We start from the raw sequence: 25,322 nt of genomic DNA, 5'->3' as shown, positions 1-25,322 counted from the left end.
ATGTCATCGAACGTCGCATGACGCACTCAAGGGGACGCCATGTCCGATCTGGGACAAGAACGCTGCCCGCGTCTAACTGGGACTGCTGCTCGCCGTTCGTATAGTTTGGAAACAGGATGATCTATGGCGTTCAGAAACTCGAACAATGCCGCGAAAACGACGATCCAAACGATTGTGACAGTACGATCCTCAGCAACCGAACGAGAAATGTCATGTCAAACGTTCACGGAAATTGTCGCACTTCGAGGAAGCGGACGTGAAAAGGCTGCGCCCATTCGGCGGGCTTGTCGGCGGAATGATCATGATTGCTACCCGCACCAGGGTCGAGGCGTTCTCGGACAGCGGTTTCCTTCACAGATGAACGGGACGGCAAGGCCCTCCCCGATCAGGATTTGTCCGACGTCGCGGCCGTCGACCTTTAAGACGCCGCAACTACGTCCATGATTGCAGGCGTCCGTTCCTTCAGAACCGGCCGGACAAGCACACGGCACTTTTGTAAGCTGAAGGTTGGGGGATTTGACCAATTCCCTCAGCCGGGACGATGCACGCTCTCCCAGCTTGCGTTCATATTCACATTGGGGCGAGAACTTCTCCGGCGTGTTAAAACCAACTAGCCGCGTCCCTGCCCGCTCTCCTGCAACGTGAACCGTATCGCCATCTGTGACAGTGAACGCTTGGTCGACCGGCCCCATCGCTTGCGACCACTTGCCGACCGTGCCAAGAAAAGGTTGCACCGGTCCAGTCTCGAATACCAAGTAGACAAGACCGGCCATTACGATCAGCGCCACCACCACCGCGTCCCGGACAAGCCGCCTGCGCCACCACCTGATCCGTCGTGACAGGAAGGAAGGCGTGCGGAAGCGAGAACGACGTGTTTGCCGGGTCGTACGAGATGTCGTGACCGCTTCTTGACGCCGCGTTCCATCGCCTCCGAGGATTTCATTCAGTTTCAGGCGTTGTTTATCGCTCAACCGTGCGCGGCCGCCATACTTTTCCAACTTGGATAGCACATCCGAGAGAAAGCTCCGCTGCCATGGGCTCAGAGCCGCTTCCACCAATGCGTTGCGAATATTGGCTTTGAGATGTTCCGCCTCAAAGAGCACGAGCGTCGCACCGCCTGGCTTCGAATCCGAATGGCTCTGCATCTAGCGCGGCAACCTGCTCGATTTTTTATAATGAACCCAAATAGCGGCGATGAGGGCGACCATTGCGAAGCAATACCAGCCGAACATCAGGCCAAGGACCCATAGATGCTCGCGGTCGCGAAGGACTAAAGCCCCTGCGACCAGCGCAATTTGAGCAAGGACAAATCCAATCCTAGTGAAGAGCACCCAGCGCAACCCTTGTTAGTAATTTGATTGTACGCAAAACAACCATTGCTTCCAAGATCGGGCTGGCCCCGGTTTAAAACCTGGTAAATGCCGAATTACGAAATGGGTCATTGCCTAGAGAAGAGTCGGCTGTGACACCGGCTCCCCGGACGTGGTAACGATGGTCGAACCATAGGGCTCCCGTGACGTCACAACGATCTGGGCGTTCGGAAGCGGCCGGGCGAGCGCCTTAGCCTCCTCCCACGGTGCACGCATCCATACATCCACCTCCTCCGGCGTCAGCAAGAGGACCGGCATGGCTTTCGGGTGAATCGGTTTGACGACGTCGTTGGCATCGGTCGTCAGGAACGCATAGAGGTCGTCTGTGGTCAGGCCGTCTTTGACCTTCCGAACGCTTTGCCATTGGGGAACGTGTACACCCGCAAAAAACATCAAGGGCTTGCTTTCGTCACGCGCGAACCATGCGTTCGGCGTGCTTCCGCCGTCCTGTTTGCTGGCTGGATCGGGCTCGGCAAAGCTGGTTACCGGCACGATGCAACGGCTCTGGACACCGAACCATTTCTTCCAATGCGGAAGATTGAGATTTCGGATGTTTGTGGTGCCCTTGTCCGGCTCCATACGGATGAGCACATCCATATCGACCAACTTACCCTTCTGCCGCAATTTCTCGGCCCGCGCTTCAGCCGCTTGCTTGATCGCAAAAAACGGCGACGGCATTCCCCACCGCGCATGCACAAGCTGCTTCCGGCCGTCCGCCGTATTGCGAACGATCGGCCCAGCTTGGTCCGGGTTCATCTGATAGGAGGGCATCAAGTTAATCAGGCTCTCGACGTCCACTGCCCATTTGCGAACCCAATCCTTGTCTTCCATGCGATACAGATTGCACATTCACGACCCCCCCTTCGCGTCACGGCCAGCCTAATATCTGAGCGCTTTTCTGGCCATCCCTGCAGTCCACACTGCTGGCCGCCGCTTTCATGCCGGAAGTCTGGAGATCATGACTAGGTAGGATTTCAGGCGCTCGCCCCGGTGCCAGGCCCATCGCGCGTCAAATTGTCCCCTTCGATCTTCGCATAGAACTGAGCTTCATGTGCCCATTCCGCCTCGGCCTCTTCCAACTCCTCCGGGGAAAGGTGGCAGATAACGAGCTTTTCGAGCACTTCGTCCACGTCCCGGGCCATGCCGAGAAGGTCCATGGACTTGCCCATCTGGCCGCTCTCTCCGAACGTATCGAAGCACATGCCAGAGACCATATCTCGAAGGTCGAGAACCTTCTTCGTCGTCTCCGCCAAGAAGTGTGGTTCATCTCCAAAATCGAGTGAATCAGACACGGCCTGCGCTCGACGGGACAGAGCTCCTGATCGAGACCTCGAACCGTCTTCGGCGAAAACGTCATAGCACTGTCTGCTGACATGCTCCGCGTAGACCGCGAACTTCATGACATCGCCTGGCGAGATTTTCTGATCGTTTCTGTACAAAATGGTGGGCATGCCAAATCCTCCACGCTGGAATAGGAATATCGGGTTGCCGCAGGAATGTTCCCATTTTGTTCTTTTTGACGGAGGAGTCAAGGACGCTTTTTCTTCAGGACCGTCAGCCCACTGTCGAGGTCGGCGTTAGCGGCAAGCATGAGCGCGTGGTTGTCAGCCAATTCGATGAATGTCGTGAGCACCTCATCCGCCCGCCACCCCGCAGCAACGGCGCGGTCGACGAGAGCAGCGAATTCCAAATGGAGCGCGTCCTGGCATCGGAGGAAGCGATCAGGATCGTTGTTTGGCACATCAGGCGGATATATTTCGTCCATCTGATGAACTTGAGCCGCTCGAAGAAGCGCGTCAATACACTGGAGGGCATGGTCGATGACCTTGACGCCATCTCCACATCGCCTCGCGGCGGGCCAATTCAGCTTGTTTGAACCTTTTGGCCAAGCTCCGCACATCGGAGTCTACTGGCACGTCATGGTTTGAGAGAATTGAAAATCGCACGGGCATTGGTCGCAACAGCCGCCGACTGCTGTATGAAAATCTCGGCCGTGGTTCTGAAATCGTACGAGATGGCGAGCTTGTCTGAAAGTTCCTCTGTTGCCGTGCAGGAGAGCCAGGGTTGGCTTTTCGAGCGATGGTCGTGGCATTGGGCGAAATATCCATCCGGCCGCTGCAGATAGAAGTCGTTTTGCGAGCGATAGGTTCTGAGGCCGTCGGACGCCACAATTGCCTGGGTCTTCAACATAGCCTCGCGTTCGCGCACCGAAGGATCAAAGCCCGGAGCCTTGACGGAAACCGTCATTTGCACAGGCTTATCGGGAATAACGTCGGTCGGGATCAGGTGACAAGCCATCTCTGCCCACGGATACTCAGGTTGCGGGCGCGAGCAGAACGGTCGTTTGGTCTCCATTTCTCTCCGCGCCGGACTGCCATCCAGCATGAAGACCACTGACTTCAAGGTCGCGCTGCCTCCGTCTGCCTCGTTGCAGAAGGCGCGTGCATTTGCTCCAGAGAATGTAATGATTGTCACTCGTTCCATCGCCGTAGAGCAAGATACCAGGCGCGACCGGAATCGCGACAGCGACACCGGCAATCCGGGCAGGATGCAGGTTGTCGAGGCATGCGGCAGATGGCGGTGCATAGCGAGCTTCCCTGATTTTCTGCTGGGTCCAGGTGACCGCGAAAAAACTTCCGAAGCCTAAAATGAAGACGACAGGAAGCACGTATACGGCCCGCAGAGCCCGCAGTCGGGTCATGCGGCCGATCACCACAACGCCACTCGCCACGAAACCGCTGGCGGCCCCGATCATCGCGAAGATCACGAGGATGATCCCGAATGCTGCGCCAGCCCCGTCCGAGGCATTGACACTGGCGAATTCGACTTTGGCCAGAACTGCCGCGACGAGCCCAGCGGGTACGAGCAACCACCAACGCCACCAAAAGCACAGGGCAAAGAAACCAATGAAATACGGAATTGCTGCCAACGTGACGAACGATCCGAAATGTTCCATGAACGGCAGTCTCCCAGTCCCCACCACTTTCGCGTCGCCAGATAGCTATCTGTTCAACCTAAACCCGCCGTAAAGCTCCATCCTCAAATTTTTAATAGCCATTGAGCATCGCTGACCAGAGGCGCTCCACTAACAACTGTCCCAAATTAACCCATAATTAAGCATTCGCTTGCATGCGCGAACTCCGATGCTACCGTCGCAGACATCGAGGGGGATCGCGTATGACAATTGAAGAGCTGATCGATATACAGGAAGCAGGCTCAAGGGCGCGGGTGCTCGACCTGAAAGCCCACGAGAACCCATACCTCGCGGCCCATAGGATGCCCACTGGTGATGCCGGTGCTCTCGGGGATTGGCTTGCGCGTCACGACGCGTGGAAGTTCGGTTGGGAGGCTGAGGACGCGAGTCGCGAAGGTAGGATTGTTACTCACTTCAAGGAACTGATCTCGATTGCCAACCGACGTCCGCTCGATGCGTAATGTAATAGCGCGTTCCAATGAAAAATGAACTCATCCACGAAGTCTGGCTCGATCCCGAAGCCGATGGTCAGATGCTTCCTGGTCTTTGTCTTGCTGGCCCCCTGGGCAATGATTTCAGGGCGCTCCTCAAACCAGAGGCGGTAAAGGCCGCCGAGCTGACGGGACATAGCCATTTCGACGCCATGACCAAGTATTGGAAGCTTCAAGGCTGGGGCGAGTACGAGGCGGAATCTCCGCAAGATCACGAGCCCTATCCAGATGAATGGGCAGCAATTCAGCGCACTTTTTTCGATGGCCAAGATTGAGTGGGATCTGGAGTCAGTGGCCGCGGTCCGAGCCTTGTTTGCGCATCCGCTCCTAATGGAAGTTTCGGCTCTTCAACTTGAGCTGATCGACATGAAGGTCCGAGATGAAAATATCCCGCGATTTCATTCCCTGACCTGACGGCTCGCGCGAATCCGGCCTGCCGGGTGTACCGTTAGCGAACTCATCTCCTCTGCCGGTCGGCAATCGGAATTCCAGATCGCGATCCGCAAGACCCGTCAGACTTCCTGACAGATCGAACAACTGCTGGGCAACCAGGTGAACGACATCGCCTTCCCGCTGAATGCGCCCATTGATCGCCAGCATCGGGGCTCCCAGCGCAATCCGTCTTGACCGTTCGAACAGCTTGGGCCAGATGACGACGTTGGCGACGCCTGACTCGTCTTCAATGGTCATGAAGATCACGCCCTTTGCCGAACCAGGCCGCTGGCGCACGAGAACCAGGCCAGCCGCCATCAGCCACCGGCCGTCGCGGGCCGACCTCGTCTCCGCGCAGGTGACGATCCGGCGTTCCGCGAGCTCCCGACGCAGGAAGCTGACGGGGTGTTCACGCAAAGTCAGCCCGGTATGCCCGTAGTCCAGTACGACATTGTGCCCCTGTGTCATCTGCCTGAGTTCGACCGATGGTTCCTGCTGCTCCGCAATTGTTTTGGCCTCCCGCTCCGCAGCCGCCGCAAACAGTGGCAATGGCTCGTCACGAAGCGCCTTGATTGCCCAAAGAGCATCACGACGCTCCAGTCCGAGCGACGGCAGAAAGGCGTCCGCTTCCGCAAGCTCCACCAGCGATGCAGCCGGAATGCCGGAACGACGCCACATGTCGTCGACGCTATCGAATGGCTGATCGGCGCGGGCTGCAACGATCCGAGCAACGTCCGCAGTGGCAAGGCCACGCACCATCCGCATTCCCAGCCTCACGGCATGTCGGTCCGAGCCCTCGACTGGTTCCAGCGTGCAATCCCAACGGGACTGGTTGACGCACACCGGGTGAACCTCGACGCCGTGTTCCCTGGCATCGCGCACGATTTGGGCCGGAGCATAGAAGCCCATCGGCTGCGAGTTCAAAAGCGCCGCGCAAAAGACATCGGGATGGTGGCATTTGATGTAGCTGCTTGCATAGGCGATCAAGGCGAACGATGCAGCGTGGCTCTCCGGAAAGCCGTAGCTGCCGAATCCTTCGAGCTGGCTGAAGGTCTTCTCCGAGAACTCCGGCGTATAGCCTTTGCGGACCATCCCGTTCACAAGCTTATCCTTGAAGCGGCTCACGCCTCCGGTGAACTTGAAGGTCGCCATGCTCTTTCTGAGCTGATCCGCCTCACCGCCAGTGAAACCGGCACAAACCATGGCCACCTTCATGGCAGACTCCTGAAACAGCGGCACCCCCAGCGTTTTGTGAAGCACCGCTTCCAGTTCGGGTGTTGGGTATTCGACCTTCTCCTTGCCCTCCCGGCGACGGAGATAGGGGTGCACCATGTCGCCCTGGATCGGACCCGGCCGGACGATAGCCACCTGGATGACAAGGTCGTAGAAGGTCCGAGGCTTTAGACGCGGCAGCATCGACATCTGCGCTCGGCTCTCGATCTGGAATGTGCCGAGCGTGTCGGCCTTCCGGATCATCGCATAGGTCTTGGGCTCCTCCTGCGGGATCGTCGCGAGATCGAGATCGATGTCCTTCTCCTGCGCGAGAAGCGTAAAGCTCTTGGCCATGCAGGTCAGCATACCGAGCGCCAACACGTCCACCTTCATGAACTTCAGGGCTTCGACATCGTCCTTGTCCCATTCGATGACCTGGCGATCCACCATGGAGGCCGGCTCGATCGGCACCAGGTCGTCGAGCCGGTCATGGGTAAGCACGAAACCGCCCGGATGCTGGCCGAGATGGCGTGGGGCTCCCATCAGTTGTTGCGCCAGTTGAAGCGTCAATGCGAGACGGCGGTCGTCAGGGTTGAGATTGAGGTCCCTGACCTGCTTTTCGCCGACGGCTTCTGACCATGCCCATACACCAGACGACAGAGCCTTGATCAGGTCCTCGGGCAGGCCCAGCGCCTTACCGACATCCCGGATGGCACCCTTTGTGCGATATCGCGTCACAGTCGCGCAGAGTGCGGCCTTGTTGCGGCCATAAGTCTCGTAAATCCATTGGATGACCTCCTCGCGGCGTTCGTGCTCGAAGTCGACGTCGATGTCCGGAGGTTCGTCGCGTTCCTGGCTGACGAAACGCTCGAAGAGCAGATCGTTGGTTTCCGGGTCTATGGACGTGACACCGAGGACATAGCAGACGGCGGAGTTGGCGGCCGAACCGCGCCCTTGGCAGAGGATTCCTTGGGACCTCGCAAAACGGACGATGGAAAATACAGTCAAAAAATAGGGTGCGTATCGCATCGTTTCGATCAGCGCCAATTCATGCCGGATGGTCTTTTCGACGTGCGCTGGAAGGCCCTCCGGATAGCGGCTCGGCACGCATTCCCATACAAACTGCTCAAGCGATTGCTGGGTCGTCTTGCCGGGAACGATGGCCTCCTCCGGATATTGGTATGTCAACTCTTCCATGCTGAAGCGACAGCGCTCGACGATTTCAATCGTTCGAGCGAGCGCTTCGCGATACCGCGAGAAAAGCCGTTCCATTTCGGCCGGCGGTTTCAAAAACCGGTCCGCATGGCGCTCGCGTTCAAATCCAATATCGTCAATTGTCACGCGCGTTCTGATACAGGTCACAACATCCTGAAGCTGGCGGCGGGACGGCTCATGGAACAGCACGTCATTGGTGACGACGGTCTTGACCTTTTGCCGAACTGCCATGTCCGAAATCTCGTGCAGGCGAACCTGGTCGTTCGGTCGACGGCGCAGGCATAGTGAAACATAGGCCCGGTCTCCGAAAACTTCGGACATCTTTCGGAGTTGGATAGCGCAGGTCTCATCCGGCAGATCGGGAACAAGCATGCCGAGCAAGCCCTCGGCGTAGAGTGCAACGTCTTCAAGGTTCAGAATGCACTTCGCCTTGCCGCCGCGCGACTTGCCGAGGGTCAGCAGCCGCGTCAAACGCGAATAGGCCGCACGATCCGTCGGGTAGACCAGGATCGACATGCCGTCCTGCAGATCAAGGCGGCAGCCGACGACCATGCGGACACCGGTCGCTCGCGACGCTTCCAGTGCTCGAACGATACCGGCCAAGGAGTTCCGGTCGACAATGCCGAGAGCTTCGATGCCGAGTTCCTTGGCGGTGGCAAACAGCTCGTCGGACGAGGATGCGCCACGCAGGAAGCTGAAATGCGTTGTGACCTGGAGTTCGGCGTATCTCATGCGAAAGTCCCGTGAATAAACCACCGATGGGAGCCCGTGTCCGCGTCAACGCCGTCACCTGATCGGTAAATCCAGTAACGCTCGCCGGTCTCGTCCTCGACGGTGAAATAGTCGCGGACGGCGGTCCATTCGGATGTTCGCAGCCACCATTCCCCGAAGATGCGCTCGGGTCCGTCAGCTCGCTTCACACGCCGACGCTTGCCGCGCCAGGTAAAGGAAACGGGAGGATGGTCGGGGAGCAGCGCGATCACCTCGATGAGTTCCGGGCGGTCCAACAGGCGCACCGGGCGCGGCCAGATCATCGGCCACGTCTGGCCGTCTTCCTCGGCAACCGGTGAGACCCGCTGTACCGAGCGCTCCGGAACGTCGCTGGCCACTGGTGCCAGACGATAAATGCGTTGTGTTCCACGGTTACCCAATACGTCGATCAGCGAGGTAACGTCGACGTCGGCTGCCTCCACAAGACCGGAAACCATCTGCCTGTCCTTCAGCGGCTCGACCATCGTTGCGGCAAGGCTGAGCTTCTCGATACCGAAGCCGGGATCGATCCTCTCGATGCGATCATGGAGGAGTTTCGTCAGCCAGACGACATCTCGCACCGGCTTTGCCGTCCCCGCCCGCAGCGCCTGAATGGTGTTGTCAACGCGGTGGATAATGAGATCGGTGCGCCGGACACCAAGCCCCTTAGCCTGAAGTTCGAGACAGAGCTTGGTCACGAGCCGCGAGATGTATTTTCCGATGGTCTCAGCAGCGCCAATCGGCTCGGCGAAAGCACGATGGACTTCGATGATCTCCGGACAGCGGATGGGATCGATGGGCTCTGCTACGCGGCCGAACATCTGGTCGAGACGACGGCCGATCTCCGGACCGAAGCGAAGGGACAGTGGCGCACGCGGTGTCGCAGCCAGTTCGCCGACCGTTTTGAACCCGAGCGTGCGCAGGCCGACAATCGTCTCGGCACTCAACCGCAATGCCGAGAGGGGAAGTCGTACAACAGCGTCGGCCGTCTTCCATGTTGGAATAACCTTCGTCTCAGCCCTCATGGACCGCGCCAGCCCGAATGCGGCTCCCCAGGTGTCGGCAATGACAGCACGTGCTGGCAGACCGCGTGCAAGAAACCGGTTCACGAGACCGGACAGCATCAGCTCTTCGCCGCCTTGCAGATGATCGGCCCCTTCCGTGTCCATGACGATGCCATCAGGAGGATCGGTTGCCACAACCGGTGAATATTGAGACAGCGCCCAGAGCGTCAGGCGTTCGAGTGCAGCAAGATCGGCCGCCGGATCGGCGTCAACCATATGCAGGCCATGGACAAGTGCCTGTGCTTTTGCGCCTGCCATGCCAACGTGCAGGCCGACCTTTGCTGCGTTCTGATCGACGGCCGACAGCCAGCGTTTCGAGCCGCTCCGTGCGACAACGACGAGCGGGCTCTCAGCCGGTATGGACGGATCGGCGCGTCTGATCCGATCCGTTGCCAGCGTCGGAAAAAAGACTGATACGACCCTGGGCATCACATGCACCTACTTCAAAATCCGCACTTTCACCTGCCTTGACCCTGATCAGTTCCGCCAGCCATCGCGCCCGGCCGATACCTGGAACCCGAAGCGGCTCGGACGGCAGAACCGATATTCGCCACCGTGTTGCCGCAGCTGTCGGATGCCCAAAATCTCCGGCCTCGGTCTGCCGCCGCCATCGTCGGATCACCAGACCGATGGTCCCGGACCCTTCGGCGGCAAGTTGAAGGCGGCGCGAAGCTACCATCGGCAACCGGACCAGTTCGGCGACGACAGCTGCAAGCCCTCCGAACCTCAAGGCTTCTTCGAAGGCTTCGAGGACATATTCCTCACGGATCGCTTCGACATAGATCACACGATCAGGGTGGAGGCCGACCTGTGCCAGCGCCGGGGCAAAAAGATCAGGGCGAGCGAGACACCAAACCACCTTGCCCTTGGTACGGGCCGCGACACCGGCAACAAAAAGCGCGGCTGCGGCCCCATCAACCGACCCTGCCCCACCTCCGGCGAATTCGTGGATCGCGCCATATGCCAGTCCGCCGCCCGGAAGCCGCTCATCGATCTCGGAAACACCAAATGGCAGGACCGTTTTAGGGCGAGCCACCGCGCCTTCGAGATGCTGGATGCGGTCTCGAAGATCGCAAATGATGGGGTTCGCGCCGTTCTGCGCCATTCGAAGCCTTCTTCAAAATCAGGTTTTCATCTCACTCGAAAGCGAGTACGTTCTCTATTTGTTCCTTTGGGCAATGTGAGTCAATGTACATATGCTGGCGAGTGCTCCGCGAACTGCAACCTTTCCCCATGCTGCTGAAGCGGAAGGACGAATGGATTCAATCTCGTAACGAGGAACCGTCCACAGCCACTGAAAAGTCATCGAAGAAAAATACCTACGGTGAATTCATCTCGCTCCGCGACGTTGTCGCCTCGAAGAACCAACTCTAAAGATTGGCTGCCCGGGAGCCAGTGGTGCCGTAGGCGGTTGCGGCCGCCCGGTGCATGGCGGCCATCTCTCGATAGGCCACGCCGACTGTCGGGCGCTGGCTCCCGTTTTTGGGACATCCAAAGCTGGATGTTCCGGGGTTAAAGCCTGCCTCGCTGGGTGCCGGACCTCCGCTCAAAGGTAAGCTCGCGAAAAGAACACCGCGGTCGTTAAAAAGGCGACCGTGAGGGTTAGCACCCGAACGACCGATGATGGCAGCCTACGTCCGATGTGGGCTCCGATCCATCCGCCGATAACGGCTCCAATCGTCATGGGAATGCACTCCTGCCATACGATTGCCCCAGCAACCACGAAGACGACGACGGCGACCGCGTTGGCGGCAGTGACCATCACCATTCTTGTCGGATTCAGGCTCTTGATGGCCCCGCCCCCGAGCGCGCTCCATGCCGCAAGCATCATAAGACCCACCGCGCCGCCAAAATAGCCGCCATAAAGACCGAGAAAGAATTGAACCGTTGCGAAGGTCAGAACACTCGGACGTGCCTGCGTCCGGAATACGGCGCTGACCCTCGGACCTGCCGCCAGCATCAATGTCGCCACCAGCAAAAGCCATGGCAGGATACCATCGAAAATCCTCGATGGGGTTAGCAGCAATAGAATGCTTCCGGCCACACCACCCACAACCGTCACGATAGCAATGGGCACGACATTGACACCGCACACACTCCTAACCCCGTCACGGTAGACCCACGAGCTCGCCATGCCGCCGGGAAACAAGGCTAAGGTGCTTGTCGCGTTTGCGGCTACCGACGGCACTCCGACCGATATCAGCGCAGGCAGGGATACGAACGACCCGCCGCCCGCCAACGCATTCATGCTACCTGCTAACAGGCCAGCAAGGAAAAGAAGCATGATATCGTACATGTTCAGGTCGCCTTAGCCCCCAAGCCTGAGTCCGGCCGAGCCTCTCGTCCAATGCCGCCGACAAATCGCCGCACGCCGTTGCGCGTTCAGAAGAGCAACATCAATCCTGGTTTGGTATTGGCTTGCCCTCGTAGCGCACGCGAAAATTTCTTCTGTGAAAATCCTGCTCGAAGCAGACGAAGACGAGTTCCAGGTCATTGGCGCTGTCGCGCTTGCCAAGGAGGCTGAGCGTGACAACGATAACGCCGCTGTATCCGCGCGTCAGGCGGAAAGCCGCGTTACGGATCTCAGTCCCTTTTGGATCCCCCCGGTCGTCGCGGCGCTCATAGATGACCCAGAAGCGGGCAGCATCCCAAGTCTGCCGTAGGATTTGGCTGACCTCTGCCTTGAACTCCTCGGCATGCATTGCCGGCCCCCAAGACAATGCCGTCTCGCCCGCATCGCGAACGACATTGAGGTAACCGTCATATTGGTAAGGGCCTGACAGTGACCGTTCGATCATCGCGAATGCCGAGTTTTCGCTGATTGTTGTTTTGAAGAGAATGGCCATCGAATCGCTGCATTTCAATAATGACCTTTCGGTCAGACGGCGAGATTAATGAGTGTCGGCTGAACGAGCAACGGAGACTTGGTCATAGAGGTAATCGTCGCGAACGGTTCAAACGCGGAGAGATCATTGTCCGGCCGTGCTCATTGAAGGTCTCTTGCCCCTTTGGAGAACACGTTCGCGCCGTCTCAAAGCGATGCGCTTTCTTCAGACCTCGCAACATCGTGAACCATAAGTAACTTGAAACACAATAAGCAAAGCGCTTTATCCGACCGATGAATCTGAAGCACTCCATCTCGGCAATCAGTATCGCGGCTTTGGCGGCATGCTCGCATATCGACCCGCTTGAGACGCCCCTCGCCCAGTCAGCAATTCAGCACCAGACGCCTTTGACCGATCAAGCCGTGATCGCAGATACGGTGGGTCACAGTGCCGTCGGTGCAACGGCGCTTGCTTGGGCGAACCCATCGACGGGCAGCGCGGGTGTTATCGAACAGATCGATGCCAGTAACGATGGGCCTGACGGATGTCGCGGTTTTGTAACCAGTCGGCAATCTCTCGACGGCATCACGCGCTTCAACGGCGTGGCCTGCCCATCCGGGGATAGTTGGAAACTGGGTGCGCAATAGCGCTCTACGTCCGGTCTCGCGTCAAGGACATCTTCGCCGTGCTCTCTTCGGACAAACGATCAGTCGCAAGAACCCCATGTCCATCGCAACGGCCGGCCCCATGACCCGGGGAGCTACTAGCCTGGGTCGCACTGAACTCGATCAAGGACGATCGCTGTTGGTTTACCGAGACGGCTTTAAGGTCACAACCGTCCCACTGTCGACGATGATCCAGAGTGTTCGGACCAAATCTGCGGCTTCCCGAAGGGATGCCGAGATATTCGTTTGGGAAAATGTGACGACGCCTTTTGCCGCGATGTCCAGACGGACGATTGCATCGTGTTCGGTACCACTTCCAGGGATGCCAGCTTGTTCGCGCAGATCGCGCACCGTGGTCATCGCACGAACCAACAAGCTCTCGATTTCGCTCGCGGTCAGGCGGTCGACTTCATTCGCCGCCCTTACGAGTTCTGCGACGAACCCCGGGACGCTGCTCGTCTCCGCAGTTATCGTCATCATCCCTCGAATTCAGCGCCGGGCAGCCAACCGCGCGTATAACCTTTGCTGATACATGCCCGAGCGATTGCGAGCTGTTCGCACAGCCGTTCACGATCCTTGAGCAGAGCATCGATGGTTGCGCGCGGATCCCCTCCGTGCCAGGCCATCGCTGCGTCGACGGGGTTGGATTCCGGTGTCATATGACGTTCGGCAAGCATGTCGAGTCCTCGTCAGTTCAGGAAGAGCATGCCCAGAGACAATGTTGCGGCAGCGAAGCGGCCTATGCAACGGCGCGACAGCGCGAGCACCGAAAGCTAGACACCAGAACGAGTCGTGGCAAGGATCCGTTGAACCTTAGTAGGTCACAAGATGCGGCGTGTCCTGAGGCTTGAATTCCCCTTCCTGCCGGAGCAAAGTTGAGCACGGGGGAAAATCGATGAAAACGCTGATAATGCTTGCAGTTGGAATGGTGGCGTTCGATGCCGTCGCCACAGACTATCCCACCAATGGCATGCTCTATAACCAGCAGGAGGATTCCTCGCTGACGTATAGCTGCAAGCTTCAGGCGGGCCAGCAGCGCCTCCGGTGCGAGTTCCTTCAGACGGCTGTTCGCAAGAAGGCGAAGGCAGCCGATCTGGAAAAGAAGCTCGACGAAGCTCGCAAGAACTATCCGGGTGCTGTGAAGGAATTCTCCGATCCCAAGGAATGCAACATGATGGGCGCGTGGCTCGGCATGGCCACCGGTCAGATTTCCATTGATGACGCCCTCGCCCGCAATCCTGGAATCGCGACGGATGCCGCGAAGTTTAAGGAAGGCATGGTCCGTCTGCGAGAGGACGCGAAGGCGAACCCCAGTATGCTCGACACGTTCCGCGCTCTCGCAGGCATGTGCGATCATCCGACCGAGGAGAACTTCCTGAAGATCACCAGGGCCGACCACGCGAAGGATCTTCGGACCTGCCAGGTCAGCTCGAACCCGTTCACGCAGGAGTTCGTCTGGATCTCCGACTTCACGAATGGTGGAGCTTGGGTCGTATCATCCCGAAGGTCCATGCGGTGTCGTCCAACTCTCTCGTATCGAGAAGGACCAGTCCGAAACCTCGGGCATGTTCTGGCGGTACATCGCTCGGAAAGCGGCGACCAATCCATCCGGTACCGTGTTGCCTGGAATGAGCTGCTCGGCAATCGACCAGGGGGAATATGTCTACGACTGGATGAAGACGCGGTCGGATCACATGCAGTGCGAATTCGTCGAGTTCAGCCCGATCTGAATTGGCCGGTCAATGCACTGAGCTCGAAGACGGCGCGTTTACGCGCGTAGCGGCCAGCCCGACGTAAGTGCCGATCAGAACGGTCGCCATCTCCTCTACCGAGCGACAGCCCTCGTTGTAGAGTTCGATGGCGGCATCACACAAAAACGAGGACGCTTGATCGTCCCACTCCACCTCGTAGTACCGATACCATTCACGGACCGCCTTCGACATTAGCAGGTGGTCTTCCTGTATGCACTTGGACATGCGTTACCCCAGACATGGAGGCGGCAGGCCTGCGTGGCTATGACTGCTTCGTTACGACACAGCGGCGTCGCCATGATCCAGACTAGGAAAGACAGGACATCCACGGGGACCTGCCTCGTCCGTGGACAGGGCAACGCCGCTCGGCCGCCTAACGGCGACCAATCTCGGCCTCGACCTTCTTCCGTGAGTTTCCAGCGCTCTTCACGGCCTTCTTGACGGCATCCTTCGAGACGCCCTCCTTCTTTGCTTCGTACTTGACCTCGTGATCCTGGCCGCCGGCCACGCGGGCTCGATCCTGTGCGCGGCCGCGGGATGTCGGTGTCTGTGCCATCGGGCTTCTCCTCGGAATGAACGTCCGCAGCAGAAACTCACAACGATTCCGGTGGTTCCCGGGAGATAGTGGATCATGATGCTGCGCTTGAAGCGGCTGCGGAATTCCTAAGCATGGTGCTGGAGGAAGCAGGTTGCTGCGGCTCTCGAACTAAGCAATCGCCACCGCTTTCCACCACTGCCGGGCGCAATTCGACCAGTGGAGACGGCGGAATCAATTTGGGAGAGAAATTCCGTAAAGTATTGAAAAATGATTCGTTTTGAGTCGGAACGAATCACCCTGACACGTCTTTGAGTCGCGTATTAGTGATTCGGAGAATTTGTCATGCCGTCAGGACAGCGTGCACAGTGGAAAGGCTTTCTGAAGTTCGGTGAGGTAAGCTGCGGCGTCGCTCTCTACACGGCAGCCTCGACTAGCGACCGCATCACCTTCAACACCATCAACAAGGCCACGGGCAATCGGGTCAACCGCATCTTCATAGACAGCGAGACCGAGGATCCGGTGCCAAAGGAAGCCCAGACCAAGGGCTTCGAGATCGATAACGGCCAGTACATCATCATCGATCCTGAGGAAGTTTCCGCCGCGATCCCTGAGAGCAACAAGACGCTCGAGATCGAGGCGTTCATCCCCTGCTCCGACGTCGACGACGTCTACTTCGACAAGCCCTACTACCTCACGCCCGACAAGATGGGCGGAGACGCGTTCGCGGCTCTCCGCGATGCGATGAAGAAGTCGATGGTCGCGGCCATCGCCCGCACCGTCCTGTTCCGTCGAATGCGTACGGTGCTGATACGGCCGCACGGCAAGGGCCTGATCGCCAGCACGCTCAACTACGATTACGAGGTTCGTTCCTCCGAAAAGGCTTTCGAGGAAATGCCCAAGCTCAAGATCGAGGGCGAGATGCTCGATCTCGCCAAGCACATCATCAGCACCAAGAAGGGCGAGTTCGATCCGGCGACCTTCGATGACCGCTACGAAGCCGCCCTTGCGGACCTGGTGAAGGCGAAGCTGGAAGGCAAGTCGCTTCCAAAGCCGAAGAAGGTGCAGGTCTCGAAGCCCAACGATCTGCTGGCCGCGCTCCGCGAGAGCGCAGGCATGTTGAAGGCCGCTGCGGACAACCCGAAACGCACTGCCGCCAACGCTAACACTGGCACTGGGAGGCAGCGCGCCGCGCGCGGGGCGGCAGCGAAGTCCGCCGCTTCAAAGGCTGCCCCGCAGCGCAAAGCCAGCTAGGGAGATAGGTCATGGCTCCGAAATATTACTGGAAAGGCTATCTCAAACTCTCCCTGGTCACCTGCCCCGTTGCTATGACCCCGGCCACAAGCGAAAGCGAGAAGGTTCGCTTCCATACACTCAACAAGGAGACGGGCAACCGCGTCGTCTCCCGGTACATCGATTCCGTCACGGGCAAGCCCGTCAAGGACGAGAACGAAGCCAAGGGCTACGCTCGCGGGGAGAACGACTACGTTATCCTCACCGAGGAAGATCTGGATGCCGTTGCGCTCGACACGGTGAAGACGATCGACATCGACAAGTTCGTCCCGGCCGACAGCATCGAGTGGATCTACCTTGAGAAGCCGCATTACCTGATGCCGGACGACGCCGTCGGCAACGAGGCATTTGCGGTGATCAGGGATGCCATGAAGGCCGACAAGGTTTTCGGCGTGTCGAAGCTTGTGATGGGCCGCCGAGAGCGTGCCGTTGTCCTCGAGCCGCGCGGCGAAGGCATCGTGCTCTGGACGCTGCGTTTCGGCGACGAGGTTCGGCCGGAGGAAAATTACTTCGAGGAAATCGACGAGCAGGCCGATCCCGATCTCATTCCGCTCGTCCAGAAGCTCATCAAGCAGAAGACCGCGCGCTGGTCGCCGGACATGGTCAGCGATCCCATTCAGACCAGCCTGCTGCGGCTCATCGACGAGAAGAAAAAGGCGTTGAAACCGAAAAAAACGGCGAAGGGGAAAGCTGCCGAAGCCGCTCCGAAGTCGAATGTGTTCAACATCATGGATGCGCTCCGGAAGAGCGTCGAGGCCGATCTCAAAGACAGGAAGGCCGGGTAGTCACATGCACTTGCTAGAAACCAAGGTTGCGCACGAGACAACGGGCTGGCGGATAGATTTCGTTGGCGACGACGGGGAAGAGGTTTCGATCAAGGTCGCGGACGGTCACGCTGCAAGCGAAGACGAGGCCATTGAGCGGGCGAAGGAGGTCATGGTTCAGTTGACGGCATATGGCACGCGTGGCGGCGGCCGGAGCATCAACCCGTACGATGCCGCCAGCAATGGAAACTTTGACGACGACGAACCACTTCTGGACACCCGGCATTAGCTGCCAAAGCTTTGGCCCCCAGATCCTGCAACGCCAACGCAAGATCGAAACGCGAAGCCGTAGCGCATAAGTCCTACCGCCCTGGCGTAGCCGTTGACGCTGCAGAGCGGAAGGCCATCTACTTCCACATGGCAAAGTCCGAGACCAACGCCCCCCCGGCGTCCGAGAGGACGAACCCAATTGCCTGCTCGAAAGCGATTGGTATCGGGCGGAAGGGTCGACGGCGGCCGTCCGCTATATGGCGGTTGGTCCGGAGCCTCGGCTTAGTTGGTGACTGCGGCTCATAACCGCTTGGTTGGAGTTCCGGATCGACTTACCGGAGATGCCGCGCACTTCGCCCGATGACAGAAACCGACAAACATCCCGGGGAGTTCGATTGGGGCGCGACGCGCCCTCTACGCCTGCCCCGCGTCGTCCTTAGAAATTCAACCCCGCATGGAAGGCCGGGTTGAGCACGTAGACCATGTCTTCCTTTGCCTTCATGATCAGAACGCCGATCAGCTTCATGTCGTAGGCCACGTCGAAGATGAACTTGGGGGTATTGGCTCCGATTTTCACTCCGAGGAATCCGTAGTAAAGCATGAAGTTCGTGACGCTCTCCAGCTGCTCCTGGCTGATTCCTCCGCCCACCAAAATCTCCTTGAGATGTGTGGCCGTGAAGGTCTCGCCCTCGCCGATGAAATGGTAGATTAGGTTGGTGTCACGACCGATAATGTCGGTGAGTTCCTGATCGGCCTCGGTGATGAGGTCCAGTGAATAGGCCTTGAGTCCCTTCTCAAAATCGACCTCTTCGATCCGCGCCCGCCCCATGCCGACCGCAAAGCCGCGGCAGTGGCTCAGCAGCTTAATCAGATTACGTGGACGCATCAAAGATCGATCGATGATGAACTGGCTGGTTTCTTCGCCTTGGTAGTGCGAAATGCAGATTTGCGCCCAGACCCGTTCGAACGGCGTTGAATCAGGAAGCGAGTTATAGATCAGCCGTTTGCGCAACATCTCGCGCAGCAAGTCCGAATCCGTCCAGTCCAAAGTTGCGCGGCTCTCCTTGCCGTAATCTGAGGACGCCTCGACAAGGAGCTGGTAAACATCGTTGCGAACAAACACTACGCAATTGAAGTCGTGCCTCTCCGATTGCATCTGCCGCTGGATTTTCCGCGCGGCGTCAATCAAGCCTCGCAGGATAAGGATGTCGTCATCGGTCAATCCGTGTGACGACCATCCCTTGTCGAGGTTGTCGAAGAGCACCCACACGCTTTCCTTGACGCTCAGATAGTCCGACATGGCTTTCCGGATGTCGCGTATGTTGTGTTTATGGATCAGCTCCGTCACCTCCGCTGCAGTTAGCCGCTGATCCGAGGTGGTCCCAAAGCGCTTCTGAAACGATGCTGCCAAGTCGCGGGAAAGACCCTGAAGGCGCTCCGAGAAGTCGCCCTCGCCCGCCGCGCCGCTTTTGTAGACTTCCTGGAGATTATTGTAGAGCTCGTACAACCGGGGGTCACGGAGGTGTCGATCCTGATCCTTCTCGAGGAGTTTGTAGCAAATTTCCAGATAAAACACGTATTCGAAGAGCGCTGTGATCAGGTGCATTCGCGCACCGTCGGCCAGATAATCGAGAACGTCTTCTTTGAGGCGGATCAGCTGGTAGCCTTCAGGCTTGAGATCAACGACGATATTCTGAACATTGTTACGCTTCGCATTACGAAGCTGGGAAAACAGTGCCGTCTTGCCGGCACCCTTGCGGCCAACGACTAGGTTGACCTCGCCGCGAGACGCGCGTTGAAACTGATCGGTCCGCAGATAGTAGCTCCCGAGGGTCTGGAATTCGTTCTCTGCCACTGGGTCGCCGATGGACATCTCGGCCAGGAAATTGCCCTTTGGAAGAGGCAGCGGGTCGTCGGCCTGGAGCCGCTCCGTGACGTCCAGTGCGAACTCCCCAATGATTTCGGTGATCAGATCGTCGGAGGCGACAGTTTTGACGATGTCGCGAACGTCGAGCGGGGCCGGACCCGTTCTCGGCTGCAGGATGGTCGTAAGCTTCCCCATGCCGAGGGCAAGTCCGCTGACGAAGGCGGCCCTAATATTGTGGACTTCGGCATCCGCGAAATCGAGCGGCAGAAGCGTTATGATCGCGCCGAAGCACGCCGAGACGTCGTCTATCGCTTGCGACGCGGACAATCGCGGATCATCCGAAGGCATATATGCCCTGAAACCAAGCCTGGCCTTTTTGACCCGGCTGATAATCGCAAGCTCGGACGAATTCGATTGGGGTGTTCTCAGAAGGTAAACGGGAGATCGGACGTTGAGGACCGTTCGCAACGGAATGGGGTAGCTGCCATCAAATCCGGCGATCAGCTTCTTGAGATCATCCTGGTCCGCGTAGGATTGGAAGCCCAGCGTGTCGAAGATGCCAATCTTGTCGATCAGGTCGCCGGTTCTGCGGAAATTCGAGTTCCTGGTGAGATAGACCCGTTTTCCCAAACCGATCGCATACCCGATCTCGAAGGTAACGTTGAAGTTCAGAGAGGTTATATCGGCGATCAGAAAGTCGGCGTCTTTAATTCCCTCGAAAATCGGCGAAGTCAGCGGACGCCCGCAAATTTCGTTTTCTTCCCACAATTGGATATCGAATTGCAGTCCGCTTCGGGCAAGCTGGTCTTTTGCTGACCGTATGACCTTGACGACTTCCGATTGAGATGACGGGTAAGCAAAAAACGATTTCATGTGCGACTCCTCAGCTCGGTTGTACTGAGGCCAAGTTGCAAGTGCTACCATCTCGCGAGTTTTCACCTTGCTCGGGTGGGAATACACACAGGATTTTTTGCGTATCTGCATTCTTGGCTGCTGCAGTCTGCGGCGGTTGACGTGGAAGAGGTTGAGGCCAACGCGTTCGCGGCAAGCCTCTTAATGCCCCAGCAGTTTCTTCAGCAGGATTTGCGCGACCGGTTCGTCGATGTTGAAGATGAAGCCATGATCAAGGACCTGGCGAGGACGTACCATGTCAGCGTCCAGGCGATGACGATCAGGATCGCGACGCTCATGAACTTGCATCGGCTATGATGATCGCGTTACTGAGACGTCCCGTAGCCCGGCTCTCAAAGCAAGCTCCATCTCCCTATTCCCACCGAAACGGCAAGCGGTCACGATGGTCACCCTGTCATCCGTCCACGGCGCGCCTGTTCAAGGCATCCCTCACATGCCCCAACGGACACACGCTGACGCTTCGCAACCACGTCGTGTCGCAGGACGGGTTTGTATCGCCTAGCGTGGTATGCCCCGATCGAGGATGCGACTTCCATGAGTGGGTGCGTCTGAAGGGTTAGGTGGAAGGTAATGCCGCTAGAAGGCGATACGGTACTTGCACGTCTAGGCCTTAAAGGCGCACAACTGGCCGCCTGCCAATCTCGGGCAACCTTTACAGAGTTGCCTCAACCTCTGCGACCAACCCCACCTATGCCCTTAGAAGCTCCTCCGCTTGGACCTGAAGCTGCTTGAGAATGAAATCTCGGCGCGGTGATAGTTCGACTCTCCGGAGTATCTGGTCGAACGCCAAGGGACCCGCAAGACGCGTCTCGATATCGGCAAGTGTTCGCTTGGCTTCCAGTATCTTGTGCTCAATATTGTCTAGGGTATCCGGCCCCCCATTAGCAGTCTCCTCTGCGAAAATGTCGTACATGTACGGTTGAAGAGATTCAGTGGTGCTGTGGTTCATGTCGATGGCAGAACCGGAAAGGATTGTTTCCGTCCAATTGGAAGCCGGACCAATCTTTGCCGCGTGCGCTCTAGCGGTGTCCAAACGCGTCTTGATTTTCTTTTTGATGAAGCGGCTTCTCACCTTATGGAGGGTGCTGTTCGGAAATCCCGCCTCGCGAAGCACCTTCGTCACAATCTTGGTAACGCTGTCGAGCCTCAAGGTCTCACCGTTGTCTTTCAGGAAAAGTTGTTGCGTCGCAGAGCCAGTTCCCCGAACAATCGCCGCGCGCGGACCCTCAACATAACTCATCAATCGCATCATAGTAGCGGGCCTGAAACGCAATGGCGCGGTTTCGCCCGTCTGCTCGTCCTGTCCTTTGCGGGTAACCTCAATCACCCACTCGTCGTTGGTTGTCAAAAGTGTGTGCAGCTGTTGCACAGAAGGCAATTGGCCGACGTTTATCGATTGAACCTCTTTACGTCTTCCGCCGCTGTCCTCGTAAGCCGACAACATCGCAGAGTTTCTTAGTCCATGTTTTTGATTACGGAGGAGCTTATGAACGGCCTCCATAACCTCGTCAGTTGGCGTTGCCTTTTTCCCGTACGAGCTTTCCTTACCTCTGAGCAACCAAGGCGATGCCCAGCCGCTCGTTTTAGCGCCACGTTTTGACACACGCGTTCGAAGTTCACTGGTGATAGGGAATTGGTAATCGCGCAATTCCTCGGGTAGCGCATTCAGTTCGTACACCTGAACTCTGTATCTCAATCGACCGGAAAGTTCCTGGTGCCGATAAAAGGAATGGATGACGCCCATGACTTTATTGACGTGGGCCTTTGTGTCGCCGTTTGCTCGCAACTCCTCCCGGAACTCGAGAATAATCTCGTCGTCCACGTCGACCCAGTGAAGCCTCTTTTTGCGAAGCCACCGAAAAAACTGCAACATGATCTTTGCACTGTCCCAGAGAGAGTCTGGTAGTTCGATTCTTGCCCGAACGCATTGCCAGCTGTAAATCTCTTCTTGAAAGACGTCATTGAGAGTGACTTCGGGACACTTTCGGGTCTTACGACCCACGCGGGCTTCTCCCCACTCAATCGCGTCGCGAAACTTCCGGGCTTGCTCGCGCCGAATGCGTTCGATGGTGAGCTCGTCCAACTGGGCATCTCGATGCACCGGTTTCGCTGCCGGTATTTCCGAGGTGGTTTTGTCAGCCGCCGTCTTCCCCCCTCGGACGGAATCCCACTCTTCAAGAAACGGCTTCACGGTGGACGTACTCAAGAAAGAAGGATGGCACGCTATCTCTTTGGTTATCCACTTGCGAATTACCCTTCCACGATCAATGGGTGCCGTTGTCTCGTGCTCCTGACGGAGTTCTTTCAGTCGTTGTTTATAGGTTGCGCTGAGTGATGCGTTCGAAACACTCATTGGACAGCCTTGAAACCTTCGAAAGCCAGGAGCCTGGTTTTCAAGTTCCTGTTTTCTTGGCTAAGCGCATCGATCTTTTGCTCGTAGTGTTCAATCAGTTTTTCTTGCGCTCGTGCGGTTTTCGTTTTCTTTCCCAATTCTTGCGACAGACGACGTCGGTCCTTTTTGGCAACGCCCAGACGCGTGGCGAGCACTTCCCGTGCTAGTTTACTTTCGACGAGCTGTACCGCGAGCGGCTTTCTGGGACCGGGAGTGACACTCGCCGGAGGCGGTCGAAGACGGTTGATTTCACGCTGCAACAGAACGACCATTCCACCAAAATCCGCATCTATTGTTGTGTACTTCTTTTTCGAACCGATCGGCTGAATGCCATATTCCTGAGATTCCCAGTTTCTCACGGCCTCGAGGCTTCCCATTTTCTCCCAAAGTTCGGGAGTGATATCTTCGGGCTTCAATTGCTCGAGAACATCAATCCTAGAACGTAGTCGCTGTTCCATCGAGCCTTCGAACACACGTCTCTTCTTCCTCTCAGCTGTTCGAATTCGCCTCGTCCGTTTGATCATGCTGCGTCCTCCACAAACTCGACCAGACGCAAGTAGCGACGCTCCTGCAGCATCTTAAAAATATTCTGAGGGCGGCAATCGTTCTCAAGGATTTCCCTTGTCTTGGCGGCGTCCCGCGCGACATACTCCCGCTGCGCTGCATTCTGCATGCTCCAAGGACAGTCACCACAGACCGACGTCCCCGCGTCCTTTAGACTAGCGCCTAAGCCTTGCCCTTTTCCACCCTTGCGGCAATTTGCTTTGTCGGTGCCTTTCTGTGAATTTGGGCACCCGCATGTGCTCCACGCGTTAACAGTGAACACATTTGCCTCGCGGCCCATATGGCGGACAATCATCTCTGCAGCTGTTTGGTCCACCGGGACTATTTTGCCTCGTAACATCCGCTTCAAGCGCTCCGACAGCTTCCGGTAACGATTAGCTAGCGGCCCCGTTAACTCTTCTTCGTCGTTCGCAATTGTAGTGGCAACGTGACGCTTGAATTCCTGTTCCGTCTTGAGCCAGTAACGAGCCGCCTCCGTGTCAAGCGTCGCGTATCCCCGCGCCTGATCAACGCTCCAATGCCGCAACTCGTGGCAGAGGGTTTCCATCCCACCGTTGAACCTATGAAAGAAGACAACCGCGAAGAAGCGGCGGAACTGGCGCGGATACCAAAGCCATTCCTTGTTTACGCCGTCTTCCACGTACGAAACGGCATCGAGTTTGCGGGCAAACTCTGTGATCCCCCTACATACCGTCAGCTCTACGAACCGTTTTTTTGAGGGGGCGTAAATGACAAAAAGTTTGTCTGTTCGTGCTTCATCTGCGTGGAAGTCAGCGATTTCTATTAGAATGCTGACCGCACGTGCCACAATGTTGGGTATTGTGACCCAAGTTTTCGTGTGATCGTGGTTCTTAATTATGGTGACCTTGAGCCACCACCCCTTTTCGTTGTTGCCAGCCAAACAATCACGCTCTAACAGCCGGACCTCGCCGGGACGACGTGCGGTAAAGCCGCTGATTAAAACAAAGCACGCGTTCGCTACGTGAAGGACCTTCGAGCGAGCCTGCGACACTGCCGACCAACTGACAGTCGAATTGAGATAGGCTCGGGCTGCTCGAATGTATTCCGCTCGAATATCGTCCCAGTCGTTCACCAGAATCTTTGTGCACCCCTCAAATAATCGGATCATCAAGTGGTGAGGGGCAATCGGTGTTTTCCTGCCAGCTCGGCCGAGACGCTTTGCGATCTCGGCCGGCGTTTCCTCCATGAAAGGATTGAACCTGATGGTAGGACAGTTCATTACATCTCGCAGCGCGTGTTGCGCTTCGAAGTACGATATGAAATCGTACAAGGAGCCGGCGGAAAGCACACTCCCTTCCATCCCGTCGGACTCGGCCTCGGCCTCCCGCGACAAGCGCCGAGGTGTCAAGCGTTCGAGATGTACGCGTAGCTTGGAATGAAAGGCCTTCAAACTTACGACCGAGGCAGGAAGGTTGCATGCTTTCGCAACCGCTACTGCGTTCAACTTTAGTTCCGGTTTCCTAATCAGGAACTCTTCTGGCACATCCTCGATGGTGTGAAACGGCAGCAATAGAGCATTAGTCCGGCCGTCGACGTTGAGAATGCCATCAACGCCCATCACAACAGATTCCTCGAAGTAATCCTCCAGGTTGTCTTCCGTGAGCTGTTCGAGGGATTTAAACCCTCTGAGAGCGAGACCATGAACGGTATTAAGGCCTATGCGGTGCCAGCGTTGATGGGTCACGGCATCCTTCAACTTGACATAAGGCCCCGCTCGAATCCAGAAGGTGAACTCTCGCGCGGCTGAAAGCCAATTTGGGCTCTGCATAAGACAGCGGCCATCAGGCATTCTAAACTCGAAGTCTAGGGTCGCACAGCCCGGTCCATAGTCATCGTAAACCGTCCATTTTGAAGCGCCGTAGCTGCTACCCCTCATCCACTTTGCAGAGCGCTCGGAGGAAGCTGCAAGTAAGCTCTGACGTACTGGTTCGATCAAAAGTTTTTCTCGACTTCTC

Annotated in this window: 28 protein-coding genes; 9 read left to right on the top strand and 19 right to left on the bottom strand. The window is 57.3% G+C overall.

Annotated features, from left to right (window positions below; translation table 11 throughout):
- Positions 1-308: 308 nt before the first annotated feature.
- The 6 genes from FFM53_RS21270 to FFM53_RS36420 all read right to left on the bottom strand — a co-directional run bounded on the left by FFM53_RS21270 (position 309) and on the right by FFM53_RS36420 (position 4,326).
- Complete coding sequence (locus FFM53_RS21270; RefSeq protein ID WP_138387123.1) at positions 309-1,145, bottom strand: thermonuclease family protein; 837 nt, start codon at positions 1,143-1,145, stop codon at positions 309-311.
- Positions 1,146-1,445: 300 nt separating this feature from the next.
- On the bottom strand, positions 1,446-2,219 hold the full coding sequence (locus tag FFM53_RS21265; RefSeq protein WP_138387121.1) for an SOS response-associated peptidase: 774 nt from the start codon (positions 2,217-2,219) through the stop codon (positions 1,446-1,448).
- A 125-nt stretch (positions 2,220-2,344) separates the two neighbouring features.
- The gene (locus FFM53_RS21260) at positions 2,345-2,821 is read right to left on the bottom strand and encodes a hypothetical protein (RefSeq protein WP_138387490.1); all 477 of its coding nucleotides are present in this window, start codon (positions 2,819-2,821) and stop codon (positions 2,345-2,347) included.
- A gap of 77 nt (positions 2,822-2,898) precedes the next feature.
- Positions 2,899-3,060, bottom strand: a complete 162-nt coding sequence (locus FFM53_RS21255) for a hypothetical protein (RefSeq protein ID WP_246413027.1) — start codon at positions 3,058-3,060, stop codon at positions 2,899-2,901.
- A gap of 227 nt (positions 3,061-3,287) precedes the next feature.
- A complete protein-coding gene (locus FFM53_RS36425) occupies positions 3,288-3,725 on the bottom strand; it encodes a hypothetical protein (RefSeq protein WP_246413025.1) in 438 nt (145 codons plus the stop codon).
- The gene (locus FFM53_RS36420) at positions 3,685-4,326 is read right to left on the bottom strand and encodes a hypothetical protein (RefSeq protein ID WP_246413023.1); all 642 of its coding nucleotides are present in this window, start codon (positions 4,324-4,326) and stop codon (positions 3,685-3,687) included. Before FFM53_RS36420 ends, FFM53_RS36425 begins: the two co-directional genes overlap by 41 nt.
- Before the next feature lie 221 nt (positions 4,327-4,547).
- Here FFM53_RS36420 and FFM53_RS21245 point away from each other — a divergent pair, with 221 nt between their 5' ends.
- The gene (locus FFM53_RS21245; RefSeq protein WP_138387120.1) at positions 4,548-4,805 is read left to right on the top strand and encodes a CrpP-related protein; all 258 of its coding nucleotides are present in this window, start codon (positions 4,548-4,550) and stop codon (positions 4,803-4,805) included.
- Positions 4,806-4,822: 17 nt separating this feature from the next.
- Positions 4,823-5,110 (top strand): hypothetical protein, encoded by a 288-nt coding sequence (locus tag FFM53_RS21240; RefSeq protein WP_138387119.1) that lies wholly within the window; start codon positions 4,823-4,825, stop codon positions 5,108-5,110.
- A 52-nt stretch (positions 5,111-5,162) separates the two neighbouring features.
- Here FFM53_RS21240 and FFM53_RS21235 read toward each other — a convergent pair whose 3' ends face one another.
- From FFM53_RS21235 to FFM53_RS21215, 5 genes are all read right to left on the bottom strand, one after another.
- Entirely contained in the window at positions 5,163-8,426 is a 3,264-nt protein-coding gene (locus FFM53_RS21235; protein ID WP_138387118.1) for an error-prone DNA polymerase, read from the bottom strand.
- Positions 8,423-9,937, bottom strand: coding sequence for a Y-family DNA polymerase (locus FFM53_RS21230; protein WP_138387117.1), 1,515 nt, complete (start codon positions 9,935-9,937; stop codon positions 8,423-8,425). Before FFM53_RS21230 ends, FFM53_RS21235 begins: the two co-directional genes overlap by 4 nt.
- Complete coding sequence (locus tag FFM53_RS36415) at positions 9,858-10,613, bottom strand: ImuA family protein (protein ID WP_138387116.1); 756 nt, start codon at positions 10,611-10,613, stop codon at positions 9,858-9,860. The genes FFM53_RS21230 and FFM53_RS36415 overlap by 80 nt, the downstream gene beginning before the upstream one ends.
- A 441-nt stretch (positions 10,614-11,054) precedes the next feature.
- Complete coding sequence (locus FFM53_RS21220; protein ID WP_138387115.1) at positions 11,055-11,804, bottom strand: sulfite exporter TauE/SafE family protein; 750 nt, start codon at positions 11,802-11,804, stop codon at positions 11,055-11,057.
- Positions 11,805-11,904: 100 nt separating this feature from the next.
- A complete protein-coding gene (locus FFM53_RS21215; protein ID WP_138387114.1) occupies positions 11,905-12,354 on the bottom strand; it encodes a hypothetical protein in 450 nt (149 codons plus the stop codon).
- 272 nt (positions 12,355-12,626) lie between these two features.
- Here FFM53_RS21215 and FFM53_RS21210 point away from each other — a divergent pair, with 272 nt between their 5' ends.
- Positions 12,627-12,980, top strand: coding sequence for an RT0821/Lpp0805 family surface protein (locus tag FFM53_RS21210; RefSeq protein ID WP_138387113.1), 354 nt, complete (start codon positions 12,627-12,629; stop codon positions 12,978-12,980).
- 162 nt (positions 12,981-13,142) lie between these two features.
- On the opposite strand, the gene FFM53_RS21205 is transcribed toward FFM53_RS21210, so the two are convergent.
- On the bottom strand, positions 13,143-13,478 hold the full coding sequence (locus tag FFM53_RS21205) for a hypothetical protein (protein ID WP_245517740.1): 336 nt from the start codon (positions 13,476-13,478) through the stop codon (positions 13,143-13,145).
- Positions 13,475-13,675: a dehydrogenase gene (locus FFM53_RS21200; protein ID WP_245509974.1), complete on the bottom strand. Its 201-nt coding sequence runs from the start codon at positions 13,673-13,675 to the stop codon at positions 13,475-13,477. Before FFM53_RS21200 ends, FFM53_RS21205 begins: the two co-directional genes overlap by 4 nt.
- Positions 13,676-13,893: 218 nt before the next feature.
- On the opposite strand from FFM53_RS21200, the gene FFM53_RS21195 reads away from it, so the two are divergent.
- Positions 13,894-14,778 (top strand): hypothetical protein, encoded by an 885-nt coding sequence (locus FFM53_RS21195; protein ID WP_138387112.1) that lies wholly within the window; start codon positions 13,894-13,896, stop codon positions 14,776-14,778.
- On the opposite strand, the gene FFM53_RS36410 is transcribed toward FFM53_RS21195, so the two are convergent.
- Both FFM53_RS36410 and FFM53_RS21190 read right to left on the bottom strand, forming a co-directional pair.
- Positions 14,738-14,974 carry a hypothetical protein gene (locus tag FFM53_RS36410; protein ID WP_131645326.1) on the bottom strand — a complete coding sequence of 79 codons (237 nt, stop codon included), beginning with the start codon at positions 14,972-14,974 and terminating at the stop codon, positions 14,738-14,740. The genes FFM53_RS21195 and FFM53_RS36410 overlap by 41 nt on opposite strands.
- Before the next feature lie 148 nt (positions 14,975-15,122).
- Positions 15,123-15,305, bottom strand: coding sequence for a DUF3606 domain-containing protein (locus FFM53_RS21190; protein ID WP_130673810.1), 183 nt, complete (start codon positions 15,303-15,305; stop codon positions 15,123-15,125).
- 68 nt (positions 15,306-15,373) lie between these two features.
- On the opposite strand from FFM53_RS21190, the gene FFM53_RS21185 reads away from it, so the two are divergent.
- The 4 genes from FFM53_RS21185 (at position 15,374) to FFM53_RS21170 (ending at position 17,630) form a co-directional block, all read left to right on the top strand.
- On the top strand, positions 15,374-15,568 hold the full coding sequence (locus tag FFM53_RS21185) for a hypothetical protein (protein WP_138387111.1): 195 nt from the start codon (positions 15,374-15,376) through the stop codon (positions 15,566-15,568).
- 61 nt (positions 15,569-15,629) lie between these two features.
- A complete protein-coding gene (gene ku, locus FFM53_RS21180; protein WP_138387110.1) occupies positions 15,630-16,538 on the top strand; it encodes a non-homologous end joining protein Ku in 909 nt (302 codons plus the stop codon).
- An 11-nt stretch (positions 16,539-16,549) separates the two neighbouring features.
- Positions 16,550-17,362: a non-homologous end joining protein Ku gene (gene ku / locus FFM53_RS21175; RefSeq protein WP_138387109.1), complete on the top strand. Its 813-nt coding sequence runs from the start codon at positions 16,550-16,552 to the stop codon at positions 17,360-17,362.
- 4 nt (positions 17,363-17,366) lie between these two features.
- Positions 17,367-17,630, top strand: coding sequence for a hypothetical protein (locus FFM53_RS21170; protein ID WP_138387108.1), 264 nt, complete (start codon positions 17,367-17,369; stop codon positions 17,628-17,630).
- Between the two features lie 417 nt (positions 17,631-18,047).
- Here the strand turns inward: FFM53_RS21170 and FFM53_RS21165 are convergent, their stop codons facing one another.
- The gene (locus tag FFM53_RS21165; RefSeq protein ID WP_138387107.1) at positions 18,048-20,351 is read right to left on the bottom strand and encodes a P-loop ATPase, Sll1717 family; all 2,304 of its coding nucleotides are present in this window, start codon (positions 20,349-20,351) and stop codon (positions 18,048-18,050) included.
- Between the two features lie 141 nt (positions 20,352-20,492).
- On the opposite strand from FFM53_RS21165, the gene FFM53_RS21160 reads away from it, so the two are divergent.
- Positions 20,493-20,687, top strand: coding sequence for an ImmA/IrrE family metallo-endopeptidase (locus tag FFM53_RS21160; protein WP_246413020.1), 195 nt, complete (start codon positions 20,493-20,495; stop codon positions 20,685-20,687).
- A 391-nt stretch (positions 20,688-21,078) separates the two neighbouring features.
- Here the strand turns inward: FFM53_RS21160 and FFM53_RS21155 are convergent, their stop codons facing one another.
- Genes FFM53_RS21155 through FFM53_RS21145 form a run of 3 tightly spaced genes read right to left on the bottom strand, consistent with a single transcriptional unit; the run spans position 21,079 to position 25,156 of the window.
- The gene (locus tag FFM53_RS21155) at positions 21,079-22,743 is read right to left on the bottom strand and encodes a site-specific integrase (RefSeq protein ID WP_138387106.1); all 1,665 of its coding nucleotides are present in this window, start codon (positions 22,741-22,743) and stop codon (positions 21,079-21,081) included.
- Positions 22,740-23,306 (bottom strand): hypothetical protein, encoded by a 567-nt coding sequence (locus tag FFM53_RS21150; RefSeq protein WP_138387105.1) that lies wholly within the window; start codon positions 23,304-23,306, stop codon positions 22,740-22,742. Before FFM53_RS21150 ends, FFM53_RS21155 begins: the two co-directional genes overlap by 4 nt.
- A complete protein-coding gene (locus FFM53_RS21145; RefSeq protein WP_138387104.1) occupies positions 23,303-25,156 on the bottom strand; it encodes a hypothetical protein in 1,854 nt (617 codons plus the stop codon). The genes FFM53_RS21150 and FFM53_RS21145 overlap by 4 nt, the downstream gene beginning before the upstream one ends.
- Between the last annotated feature and the right edge of the window lie 166 nt (positions 25,157-25,322).

The sequence above is a fragment of the Rhizobium indicum genome (assembly GCF_005862305.2).
In the GTDB taxonomy this organism is placed as follows: domain Bacteria; phylum Pseudomonadota; class Alphaproteobacteria; order Rhizobiales; family Rhizobiaceae; genus Rhizobium; species Rhizobium indicum.
Note: the sequence above shows the minus strand (reverse complement) of the source record. Positions and strands in the feature narration are given on the sequence as shown.